Source organism: Pantoea sp. MHSD4 (assembly GCF_021043305.1).
In the GTDB taxonomy this organism is placed as follows: domain Bacteria; phylum Pseudomonadota; class Gammaproteobacteria; order Enterobacterales; family Enterobacteriaceae; genus Pantoea; species Pantoea eucalypti.
Genome location: NZ_JAJNDH010000002.1, coordinates 28,094 through 40,154 on the forward strand (window position 1 = coordinate 28,094; position 12,061 = coordinate 40,154).

The 12,061-nt window shown below is 54.6% G+C and carries 9 protein-coding genes and 1 pseudogene; 3 read left to right on the top strand and 7 right to left on the bottom strand.

Going from position 1 to position 12,061, the window contains the following annotated elements:
• Window positions 1-279: 279 nt before the first annotated feature.
• Window positions 280-2,730, bottom strand: coding sequence for an acyl-CoA dehydrogenase FadE (fadE, locus tag LQK91_RS06905; RefSeq protein WP_105099462.1), 2,451 nt, complete (start codon window positions 2,728-2,730; stop codon window positions 280-282).
• Between the two features lie 253 nt (window positions 2,731-2,983).
• Between fadE and lpcA the strand changes: the two genes are divergently transcribed.
• Entirely contained in the window at window positions 2,984-3,562 is a 579-nt protein-coding gene (gene lpcA / locus LQK91_RS06910) for a D-sedoheptulose 7-phosphate isomerase (protein ID WP_003851153.1), read from the top strand.
• Window positions 3,563-3,611: 49 nt separating this feature from the next.
• Window positions 3,612-4,379, top strand: coding sequence for a class II glutamine amidotransferase (locus LQK91_RS06915; RefSeq protein WP_003851154.1), 768 nt, complete (start codon window positions 3,612-3,614; stop codon window positions 4,377-4,379).
• Here LQK91_RS06915 and dpaA read toward each other — a convergent pair.
• On the bottom strand, window positions 4,350-5,096 hold the full coding sequence (gene dpaA, locus LQK91_RS06920; protein WP_008924835.1) for a peptidoglycan meso-diaminopimelic acid protein amidase: 747 nt from the start codon (window positions 5,094-5,096) through the stop codon (window positions 4,350-4,352). The genes LQK91_RS06915 and dpaA overlap by 30 nt on opposite strands.
• Before the next feature lie 244 nt (window positions 5,097-5,340).
• Between dpaA and dinB the strand changes: the two genes are divergently transcribed.
• A complete protein-coding gene (dinB, locus tag LQK91_RS06925) occupies window positions 5,341-6,396 on the top strand; it encodes a DNA polymerase IV (protein WP_008924836.1) in 1,056 nt (351 codons plus the stop codon).
• 36 nt (window positions 6,397-6,432) lie between these two features.
• Here dinB and LQK91_RS06930 read toward each other — a convergent pair whose 3' ends face one another.
• The 5 genes and pseudogenes from LQK91_RS06930 to LQK91_RS06950 all read right to left on the bottom strand — a co-directional run bounded on the left by LQK91_RS06930 (window position 6,433) and on the right by LQK91_RS06950 (window position 11,917).
• Window positions 6,433-7,500, bottom strand: coding sequence for a sugar ABC transporter substrate-binding protein (locus LQK91_RS06930; protein ID WP_039659017.1), 1,068 nt, complete (start codon window positions 7,498-7,500; stop codon window positions 6,433-6,435).
• 25 nt (window positions 7,501-7,525) lie between these two features.
• On the bottom strand, window positions 7,526-8,527 hold the full coding sequence (locus LQK91_RS06935; RefSeq protein WP_105099461.1) for an ABC transporter permease: 1,002 nt from the start codon (window positions 8,525-8,527) through the stop codon (window positions 7,526-7,528).
• Window positions 8,524-10,029 carry a sugar ABC transporter ATP-binding protein gene (locus LQK91_RS06940; RefSeq protein WP_105099476.1) on the bottom strand — a complete coding sequence of 502 codons (1,506 nt, stop codon included), beginning with the start codon at window positions 10,027-10,029 and terminating at the stop codon, window positions 8,524-8,526. Before LQK91_RS06940 ends, LQK91_RS06935 begins: the two co-directional genes overlap by 4 nt.
• 595 nt (window positions 10,030-10,624) lie before the next feature.
• A complete protein-coding gene (locus LQK91_RS06945) occupies window positions 10,625-11,074 on the bottom strand; it encodes a DUF943 family protein (RefSeq protein ID WP_231001608.1) in 450 nt (149 codons plus the stop codon).
• Window position 11,075: 1 nt separating this feature from the next.
• Window positions 11,076-11,917, bottom strand: a pseudogene (locus LQK91_RS06950) (YPO3983 family protein).
• Between the last annotated feature and the right edge of the window lie 144 nt (window positions 11,918-12,061).

Sequence of the window (12,061 nt, forward strand, 5' to 3'; positions counted from 1 at the left end):
GCCATCCCTGGCTCGCTCGTCCCGCGTCGTCCTGACGCGGGACGCTTTCCTCTTCTGACCCTGTTCCCTGCGCTTTGGGCTTAATTATTGCGGCCAGATTTCCCCTGATTTGGCATAGTGCCGCCCTACTGATGAAGAGCGCTGAACTTCAAGCGATGGGACCATACGCCTGGAATAAAGCATCGCGGGCCATGGATGGCCCGCGCTGAGCATGCCATGGATGGCGTTTTTGCGTCTTTACGGAAGGCGTATGCTCCCTGAGCCGATGCAACGCTAACCCTATGCCGCCTCACTCGCGCGTGATGCAGGCTGAGGGGCTTTCTCTGGCACCGGTACTGCCAGTGCCTCCGGCTCAAACTCATCGACGTTAATCGAACGCAGACGGCTGACTTCGGCACGCTGCAACACTTCCGCCTCTTTGGCATCAATCCAGCCCTGATCCAGCGCACGCTTCGCCAGCGCGTCCAGACGGGTAAAGGAGAGGTGCTGCTTCGTCTGTTTGCACAGCCTGTCATGAATCACTTCTGCCGCCATCACATCCTGCAGCGCCTGTTCCAGCTGACCGGCAGGGTTATGTTTGCTCGGCGTCAGGTACATGCCACGGCCCAGTCGGCTGCGGGTGGCTGACGGCTGCTGCAGCATTTTTGCCAGCTGATGATCAAGACGGTCAGACGGAGCAGGGCAGTGATGACCGCCAGCGAAAATCGTCATCCGCAAGGCGCCCGCCACCAGACGGTTCGGGAAGTTACGCAGCAGATCGTCAATAGCCACTTCTGCCTGATGCAGTGCATCCTGTACGCCCCAGTGAACCAGCGGCAGATCGGCTTCGTTGCGACCTTCATCGTCATAGCGTTTCAGGGTTGCGGAGGCCAGATAGAGCTGACTCAACACATCGCCCAGACGCGCCGAGATACGCTCGCGACGTTTCAGGCTGCCACCCAGCACCGCCATCGACACATCAGAGAGCAACGCCAGGTTGGCACTGATGCGGTTCAGGTGCTGGTAATAACGGCGGGTGCCATCGCGGGTCGGGCTGGCGCTGGTGCGTCCGGCAGTTAAGCCCAGCCACAGGCTGCGCATCGTGCTGCTGCCCACATGACCGATATGGCTGAACAGCGCCTGATCAAACGCATTCACATCGTTGCTGGCTGCCGCCGCCATCTCCTGCAGCACATAAGGATGGCAGCGAATTGCGCCCTGACCAAAGATAATCATGCTGCGCGTCAGAATGTTCGCGCCTTCCACGGTGATAGCGATCGGCGCACCCTGATAGGCACGGGCCAGGAAGTTACTGTTCCCGAGCATAATGCCTTTACCGCCGGCAATATCCATAGCGTCGATAATGGCGCGCTGACCGCGATGGGTGCAGTGATATTTCACAATCGCCGACAGCACCGCCGGTTTTTCACCCTGCATAATGCCGGCTGTGATCAGCGTAGCGGCCGCATCCATCACATAAGCATTACCCGCAATGCGCGCCAGCGGCTCTTCAATCCCTTCCATCTTACCGATTGAGACGCGGAACTGGCGGCGGATATGGGCATAAGCACCTGTTGCCAGCGCCACACTTTTCAGGCTGCCGGTTGAGTTCGATGGCAGCGTAATGCCGCGACCCACTGACAGACATTCCACCAGCATCCGCCAGCCCTGGCCGGCCATTTCCGGACCGCCGATAATATAGTCAATCGGCACAAAGATATCGTTGCCGCGTGTCGGCCCGTTCTGGAACGGCACGTTAAGCGGGAAGTGGCGATGGCCAATTTCCACACCGGGCGTGTTGGTCGGAATCAGCGCACAGGTAATACCAGGATTCTCATTGTCGCTGAGCAGATGATCCGGGTCGGAAAGTTTAAACGCCAGGCCCAGCACGGTGGCGATCGGTGCCAGTGTAATGTAGCGCTTGTTCCAGGTCAGGTGCATACCCAGCACCTGCTGACCTTTCCATTCGCCCATGCAGACGACGCCAGTATCGGGGATCGCGCCGGCATCTGAACCTGCTTCCGGGCTGGTCAGCGCAAAGCAGGGGATCTCATCGCCGCGTGCCAGCCGGGGCAGGTAATGATTTTTCTGCTCTTCGGTGCCATAGTGCTGCAGCAGTTCGCCCGGACCCAGCGAGTTAGGCACACCCACAGTAATTGCCAGAATCCCGGAGACGCCCGACAGTTTTTGCAGCACACAGGCTTGTGCATAGGCGGAGAAATCGAGGCCGCCATACTCTTTTTTAATGATCATCGCGAAGAAACGATGCTCTTTCAGATATGCCCAGAGTTCCGGCGGCATATCGGCCAGCTCATGGGTGATCTGGAAATCGTTGGCCATGCGGCACGCTTCTTCGACCGGGCCATCAAGAAAGGCCTGCTCCTCGGCAGTCAGGCGTGGCTGAGGATAGTTGTGCAGCTTCTGCCAGTCCGGTTTGCCCTGGAACAGATCGCCTTCCCACCAGGTGGTACCCGCATCGATCGCCTCTTTCTCGGTGCGCGACATCGGCGGCATCACTTTCTGGAAGCGCTGAAAGATCGGCGTTGAAAAAAGGCTGCGACGCAGCGACGGCAGGTTAAACGGCAGCAGAATGATCGCCAGTGGCAGCAGCAGCCATGGCGTCCAGAGATGCGCAACAGCCATCGCCGCAGTCCACAGCAACAGAATGGCGCTGCTGAGCCGTAACGACAGGCGGTGGTAGAACAGGGCGCCAATCAGCGCCACCGTGGCAAGTATCGAAACAACCATCATAATGAACCGCTCCAAGTAGTAAGAGGTCTGACCTGTTATACAGAGAGGTTTAGAGCAGTTGAGAGCATTTATCAATTTGTTTACATCGCAATTACAACCTGCCTCACAAAAACCTGTTTTAGCCCATTTTTGCAGCACCTTCGGCAACAATATTCCGCGTTACAGTCCGGACCAACGTGGCATGACGCTTTGCGCTGACCGGCCATTCCGTTAAACTTGCTGCGATTAACCTCTCCTAAAAAAGGACATCCCTATGTACCAGGACATCATCCGCTCTGAGCTCAATGAAGCTGCTGATACGCTGAATAAATTCCTCAGCGACGATGCCAATATCCATGCGATCCAGCGTGCTGCGGTACTGCTGGCTGACAGCTTTAAGGCTGGCGGAAAGGTACTTTCGTGCGGTAACGGCGGTTCACATTGCGATGCGATGCACTTCGCCGAAGAGCTGACCGGTCGCTACCGTGAAAATCGTCCTGGCTATCCGGCGATTGCCATCTCTGACGTCAGCCACCTCTCCTGCGTCAGTAATGATTTTGGTTATGACTATGTCTTTTCGCGCTACATAGAAGCAGTAGGGCGTCCGGGCGATGTGCTGCTGGGCCTCTCAACCTCCGGTAACTCTGCCAATATCATTAAAGCGATTGAAGCTGCCCGTGCGCAGGGAATGAAAGTGATCACCCTGACCGGTAAAGATGGCGGTAAGATGGCAGGCAGTGCCGACATTGAAATCCGGGTGCCGCACTTTGGTTATGCCGATCGCATTCAGGAGATCCACATTAAAGTGATCCACATCCTGATGCTGCTGATCGAAAAAGAGATGGTGAAGTAACAGCGCTGGCCTCCCACAGGCGGAGGCCACTTAATCAGAGGCGGTGGCTATGTGCGAATTGCTCGGGATGAGCGCCAATGTTCCCACGGATATCTGTTTCAGCTTTACCGGACTGGTTCAGCGTGGCGGTGGGACCGGGCCTCACAAAGATGGCTGGGGCATTACCTTTTACGAAGATAAAGGCTGCCGTACGTTTAAAGATCCGCTGCCGAGCTTTAACTCACCGATTGCGCGTCTGGTGCAGGAATACCCGATAAAATCACATTCGGTGGTGGCGCATATCCGCCAGGCGAATCGTGGTCAGGTGTCGCTGGAAAACACCCATCCGTTTACCCGTGAGCTGTGGGGCCGTCACTGGACCTATGCGCACAACGGACAGCTCAAGGGGTATCGGCAACTGGAGACCGGCACATTCCGGCCGGTAGGCGAAACGGACAGCGAGAAGGCGTTTTGCTGGATCCTGCATCAGCTGGCGACGCGCTATCCACGCACGCCGGGCAACTGGCCTGCGGTGTTTCGTTTTATCGGGGAGCTGGCTGGCACGCTGCGGCAGAAGGGCGTGTTTAACATGCTGCTGTCAGACGGGCGATATCTGATGGCCTTTTGCTCCACCAACCTCTTCTGGATCACCCGTCGTGCACCCTTTGGCCGGGCGCAGTTACTGGATCAGGATGTGGAGGTTGATTTTCAGCAGCACACCACGCCGCATGACGTGGTGACGGTGATTGCTACGCAGCCACTGACGGCCAATGAAACCTGGCAGCGGATTGCGCCAGGTGAATGGGCGTTATTCTGCCTTGGAGAGCGCCAGGAATGAACGGGAGGCCGCTTCGGGACTGGCTAAAACCGGTGCCGGGCTGCTGTTCATCACATATTTACCGCTGGCGACGTTGACCGTCGGCGGCTGGTGATATTTAGCAAAATAAGCGTATCCGGGCTGGAGCTGCTGCCAGAAACTGGCATCGCTGGAGTAGCGGTGACGCTGCATGTTGCTGTCAGTCATGCGGAACGGATAGATGCTGATGCTGACATCCTGCTGGCCATTACGCAGCGCCGCGTTCACATAAGTAAAAATCTCATCCATATAGGCGTTCGTCATGGCATAGCAGCCAATTGACTTACAGTCGCCATGAATCATCAGGTAGTTGCCGCTGTAGCCCTGATTACGATCGAACTGATTCGGGAAGCCAATGTTGATCGCGCGATAAAAACGGCTATCCGGCTTCAGCTGATTCAGCTTCACGTTGTAAAAACCTTCCGGGCTTTTGAAATCGCCTTCACGGCGTTTCGGGCCGAGGCCGCCAGAAAAGTTACAGATGCGGTAGGTATCCAGCAGGCGATATTCATTACCGATTTTGCCGTAGAGTTCGAGGGTGCGTTCTTCCTTGAAGATCTGGATATAGACCGGGGTACCCAGTAACTGTTTCTTTAATTCTTTGCTGACCGGAGCCGCTGTCTGGACGGGTTCGGGTGTCATTGCCATGCTGAGGGCTGGCAGTAAAATCATCGCAAACAGGAGTGCGATTTTGCCCATGCTGTGTATACCTTGAGGTGAATAGAACATGACGCAAATTGTGCGTCTCTGTTTGCATTATCGGAACTGTCCGCTATCGCAGCGCAACATTAAACATTGTCTGTTTTTTTAGCAAGACGCTGGCAGCCAGATTCGCGATTTACTGAAGGATATTCGGCCACAAATTTGTAAACTTTAATTGTGGGCGCGACAAATATTGCAGTTACCCCTGCCAACTGTATACTTATCCAGTGCCGGAGGGGGTATGCGTAAAATCATTCATGTCGATATGGACTGCTTCTATGCCGCGGTGGAGATGCGTGATAATCCCCAGCTGCGCGACATCCCGATCGCGATTGGTGGCAGCCGTGAACGTCGTGGCGTCATCAGCACCGCCAACTATCCGGCCCGCAAATATGGCGTGCGCAGCGCGATGCCAACTGGCATGGCCCTCAAGCTATGCCCGCATCTCCGTTTGTTGCCAGGACGTTTCGATGCCTACAAAGAAGCCTCCGCACAAATTCGCGACATCTTTACCCGCTACACCCCGCTGATTGAACCGCTCTCCCTTGATGAAGCCTATCTGGATGTCACCGACAGCCCGCACTGTCACGGCTCTGCCACACTGATGGCGCAGGCGATCCGCGCCACCATCTACCGTGAAACCGGGCTGACCGCTTCAGCGGGCATCGCGCCGATTAAGTTTCTGGCAAAGATTGCCTCTGACCTGAATAAGCCCGATGGGCAGTTCGTGATTACGCCGCCGGAGATGGCCGGTTTTTTGCTGACGCTGCCGCTGGCGAAGATCCCCGGTGTTGGCAAAGTCTCGGCCAAAAAGCTTGAGGAGATGGGGCTGGTGACCTGCGGTGACGTGCAGAAGGCCGATCTGGCGCTACTGTTAAAGCGCTTTGGTAAGTTTGGCCGGGTGCTGTGGGAGCGCAGCAATGGCATTGATGACCGCAGCGTCATTGTGGAGCGCGAGCGTAAATCGCTGGGGGTGGAACGCACGCTGGCAGAAGATATCAGCGACTGGGATGCCTGCCTGGAGATAATCGATTTTCTCTATGCCGAGCTGGATCGCCGGCTGACGCAGATCCGACCCGACAGGCAGGTGGCGCGTCAGGGCGTTAAACTCAAGTTCAGTGATTTTCAGCAGACGACCCAGGAGCATATCTGGCCGGTACTGAATAAAGAAGACATGATTGCCATCGCCCGGAAAACCTGGGATGAGCGTCGTGCCGGGCGCGGCGTGCGGCTGGTGGGACTGCATGTCACCATGGTCGATCCCCAGCTTGAGCGTCAACTGCTGCTGGGTCTGTAACGGTCAGCCTCACCGTTCGGCAAGGCTGACGCCGGATTATTTCTTATATTTCGCCGCCAGGGTAGCAAACCACGGCGCGACGAAATCCTCATTGCTGCCCCAGCCCGGAATGATTTTGTTCAGCGACGCGACGTTCACCGCACCAGGCTGGCTGCCGAGCTGCTGCTGAGAGATTGACGCGGCTTTAAACTGGTACGTCGCTGGCGTCTCTTCACCGGCAATCTTTTTCGCCACCAGGCGCATATTCACCGCGCCGATGGTTTTAGGATCGACCGCCACCGTCTGCATCCACGGGCTGTTCTTCTCACGCATCAGCTGCAAATCCTGATTCGAGACATCAATGCTGTAGAGCTTGATCTCGGTCCGGCCATTCTCCTGCAGCGCTTTGTAAGCGCCCTGGCTGAAGGCATCCCAGGCACCCCAGATTGCGTCTATTTTGCCTTTCGGGTATTTCGCCAGAATCGCACCAATTTTGTTGGCGGTGTCGCCCTGTACGTCCGTTGAAACTGCGCCAATCGACTCCAGCTGATGAATGCCCGGGTTCTCTTTCAGCAGTTTTTCATACACCACCTGACGGCGTTCCATCGGCGGGAAACCGGCAACCCACAGCTTGACGATGTTCGCCTTGCCGTTGAAATCATGGATAAGCTGACCCAGCGACAGCTGCGCCAGTGAGGCGTCATCCTGCGCGGTGACGGTGACGCCCGGAATCGGACTATCTACCGGCGTATCAAACACTGACAGCTTGATGCCCGCATCGGCAATGCGCTTCACCAGGCCGCTGGCGTAGGGCGCTTTACCGTGCGACAGCACGATGCCGTCATATTTCTGGCTGATCGCCTGATTCACGAAATCCTGGAAGCGCGCATCGTCGCCGTTGCTCAGGAAGGTGCTGACTTTAAAGCCCAGCTGGCGCCCCTGTTGAATGGCACCAGCAACAAACTGGGTGGTGTTGTCATCGGAACCAAGGTTGCGGATCACCGCAATACGGATCGGGCCATCATGGCTGGCGATAGCCGCAGGCACCGGCGTGACGGTCTCCGCGAAGGCAGCGCTGGCGTTCAGCAGGCTCAGGGCCAGCAGCGAGAGTGTTATTTTTTGCATTGTTATCAACTCCGGTAAACGCGCCTCAGCGGCGCTGGATATAGGTGATCGCCAGTGCTAAAGCCAGCACCAGCCCTTTAATAATGTCCATCGCGTAGTAGGGAACAGAGAGCATCACCAGACCGTTCTGCAGCACGCCGAGAATCACCGCGCCGACCAGCGTGCCCAGCGCATTGGGCTTGCCGGAGCCGGCCAGCGAGAAGCCGATCCATGCCGCCGCGACAGCGTCCATCAGGTAGCCGCTTCCGGCGTTAACCTGCGATGAACCGATACGCGAGGCGAGCAGGATGCCGCCCAGACCGGCCAGCAGTGAGGCGATCACATAAGCCAGCACCCGATAGCGTGTGGTGCGGATGCCGGAGAGGCGCGCCGCTTCCGGATTGCCACCCAGCGCGTACATCCGGCGACCATGTTTGGTCAGTGATAGCGCCAGCTGCGCGGCGACGGTCACCACCAGCATGATGATGACAATGGTTGGCACCTGGCCGAGCAGGCCAAATGTCGCCGGAATAGTGCCTTCCGCCATACCACCGCTCGGCAGCACCATGTTCTCGGTAATCGATCCGCCAAAGCTGTAGGTCATCGCCACACCCTGAATCACAAACAGCGTTGCCAGCGTCGCCAGCATGTCGGGGATACGCAGGATCACAATCAGGAAGGCGTTAAACAGACCGACCAGCGTGCAGAGCGCCAGGGTAATCAGGATCGCGGTGGTGGTGCCGAAGCCGTACCAGACAAACAGTGAAATCACTAACGCATTCGCCAGTGAGGCGGTCGAGCCGACCGACAGATCAAAGCCGCCCACAGTCAGTGATATCGACACGCCAATTGCAATCACCGTAACAATGGCAATCGATCGCAGAATATTGATGATGTTATTGGGTTCAAGGAAGCTGTCGGAGGCCAGGCCAAAGGCGGCAATCAGGATTACCACCGTGAGCAACATGCCCCATTTGTAGAGAAAGTCGAACAACTGGTGACGCCATGGCGAGGGTGTCAGGTTCAGGCTGGTTTCTTTGCTGCTCACGCAGGGGTTCCTCCGGTGGAATAGAGCAAAAGCGTCTCTTCAGTGACGTCGCGTGCAGCCAGCTCGGCCACGATGCGTCCATCCCAGAGCACGCAAATCCGGTCGCATAAACCGACCAGTTCAGAAAATTCACCCGACGCGTAAATAATGCCTTTCCCTTCGCGCGCCAGGTTATCGATCAGGGTGAACAGCTCGGTTTTGGCTTTAATGTCCACGCCTTTGGTCGGCTCATCGAAGATCAGCACATCCGCGTTGTTGCGCAGCCATTTGCCAATGGCCACCTTTTGCTGGTTGCCGCCGGAGAGACGTCGCAGTGTCTGTGCCGGACCGGTGGTGCGCACCTGCAACTGCCGTATAACCTGTTCTGCCCAGCGCCACGCCTGGCGATGACCAAACAGGCTCCAGCGCGAAAAGCTGTCGTCGGCGCTGACGCTGAGGTTCATTGCGACGGATTCATCAATAAAGATCCCCTCTTTGCGACGCTCTTCCGGCACCAGCGCCATACGGCGACTGACCGAGTCGTGCGGCGAACGGGGTTGCCACGGCTGACCGTGCAGTTCACCGCCACTGACGCGGCTTTTGCTGGCACCAAACAGCGCTTTGCAGAGCTCGGTTTTGCCGGCACCGGCCAGTCCGGCAACCCCAAGAATTTCACCTTTATGCAGCCGCAGCGAGATATCCTGCAGCAGCTGCTCATCGTGCAATCCTTCCACCGTCAGCAGCAGCGGCTGTGCCTGTTGTTCACGGCGGGCCGGGAAGATATCGGTCAGCTGATGGCCGAGCATCTTCTCCACGATCTGTTCACCGCTCAGCGCCGCCATCGGGCCGGTTTCGATTAACCGGCCATCACGCAGCACCGTCAGCTGGTCGCAGATCGCTTTGAGTTCATGGATACGGTGAGAGATAAACACCACGCCGATACCGCTTGCTTTAAGACGACGCACCACGGCAAATAGCCGCTCGCTTTCGTGCTGATCCAGCGGGGCAGTGGGTTCGTCGAGAATCAGGAAGCGGCAGTGATGCGACAGCGCCCGCGCCAGCAGTATTTGCTGTTTTTCCGCCAGAGTGCAGCGCTCAACCAGCCGGTTAACGTCCAGCGCCACGTCGAGCTGAGCCAGTAAGGCCCGGGCCTGACGGCGAATCTCGCCCCAGCGATAGCGGTGGCCTGGCTCTGCCAGCCGATCCAGCAGAATGTTTTCCGCCACGCTGAGTTGCGGCACCAGCGCCACGTCCACTTCCTGCTGAACCAGATGGATACCCAGCTGTTTCGCATCGCGTGGCGTGCGGATAGAGACCGGCTCACCATCCAGCAGGATCTCGCCGCTGTAGTGACTGTGCGCGCCGGAAAGGATCGCCATCAGCGTTGACTTGCCCGCGCCGTTAGCGCCGGTCAGTGCATGTATCGAATGGCCGTCACTGCGGAAATCCACCGACGATAGCGCGGCAAACCCGCCAAAAGCGATGGAGATATTACGCATCTCAAGGCAGTTTACCCCTGGCATGTCATTACTCTCCTGAAGAATCACTGGCCGCATTTTTTCCTGAACCTTCAGGCACAGCAACAGCCGAAAGCGCATAAGCTAGCACGAAATCTTATTAGCCATCCAGACATCTGGACATAATGGCGGCTGTGACCAGCGAAGCGTGAGAACGTGGCGGAATAGCGGGGGAAAGGGTGGAAAAAGCAGCGAATTATGCTGAGAAAAATTCGCTGCTATAAAAACAGGTTAGAGCCGGGTAGAAGGTACTTAAGAGTCAGATGCCAGCTCAGCGTCTATCCCGGAGCCCGCGATGGTAACGGGAGCTGGGAGATGACAAAATGGGAAAAGGAAAATTTTTTACTAAAACAGCACTGAAGCCGCTACTACCTTTATGAATAGCAATGATCTCAGGCGGATGTGAGGCTAACCAAAAAATAGCCAGCCATCGATACCCCTGCAACAGCAAGCAGTAGGCTCGTCTTTTGTAATAATGCTCTTCATTATAGCTTCCGATATTATTAAGACTCCTGGCTATATTGTTCATGACTATTTTAAAGTTGAAGTGATAACTGGCTAATAGCCGATTTAATAGCTGCCCACTATCCTGTCAGGACAGTTAATGACTTTCTAGCTTTGTTATTTTACCGTCATCTTCCAGGCTGTATTCTCCATCATCGACAGTAAATGTAATGCCACTGTTTTTGCTGTAACTGATTATAAAAACCCTGTCCTTTTCAATGCAATTCATGGGTGGCTTCATGTCAGAAAAACAGAGGCGGTCATATTTATCATCTTCTTTGTACCCTTCTCCAAACAACCAGATGCTTACCGTATAATTACCGTAGGAGGCCGGTTTAGGAATGTCATATTGTCGTTTCAGGGCGTCTTTATTTTTTAACCACCAGTTAATTTTTCCACGATCAGTAATCGGAAAATTTTTTACTAAAATGTCACTGAAATTTCCGGTTCCATGAATGTTGACGATTTCAACAGGACGGCGTTCGGCCCATAGAAAGTAACCAGCCAGCATGAAGCCACAAATCGTCAGTAAAATAAGAATTTTCATTCTATTTTTCATTGAGATTACCTATGATTTCTATAGTAGTTTCCATATTCGTCATGAAAGGTTTAAAACCAAACTTATTGTATCTTTGAAGAACAAACCAGATACGGAAAAAATGAAACTGGCTGAATTTTGTTTTTACTATATCAGCACTGTCGAGACCAAAGTGATCCTGTACTTTATAATGCACCGTTGCCCGATAATGGTTATTATCAATATGCAGTGATTTTATGGTGATATGCGCTGCCGAGATATCATGAACGGTAATCCCCATGCCGTTATAATTATCCTGTAACCTGTCAAATTTTGGTAGTCTTCCCCTTAGAATGACTTCCCGTAATTCTTTTTTTGTCAATGGATAGATCCTATTCTTCCAATCCATTTCTTTTTTAAGATGTTTCTCCAGCAATAAGCGAGTGCTGTTTTCACTTTTATCCCTGATAATATGTTCTTTCAAAGCCTGATCCAACGCCATATCACGGAAGGTCTTACCGCTATTGTTCTGCATATGCGTGATCATTTTTTCGATCAGGTGACTGTATGGCCCGCTCAGGGAAAATTTACGGGATAACGATCGAAATTCATCAAATAGCATTTCAGCACACTGCTGGCGGGAATCGTTCGACCCTGGCTACGCAGATTACAGCAGAACAGGGATTGAGGACGATCCAGTGAGGAACGCAGAGTCAGGGTCCAGGGATCAACCCGATCAGAAATGTAATCCAGCCGGTATTGGGATTTTAATTGTGCCTCAGTCAGATCGCCGCAGCGCATATCATCAGCACTGTAGTCGTCCATCTTTTTCCGGGTGGTAAATATTGTGCAGGGAAACTGTAATGCGCCCATTATGATACATTCCTTGTATTATTGAGTATTTATATTTTCACGGGAAATATAATACTCTGGTAATAAGGGATGCATAAGACTTGTATCACATTACCGTAATAATTTACCGGATTGGTCATGAAATTTATTTCTATATGAGAATCC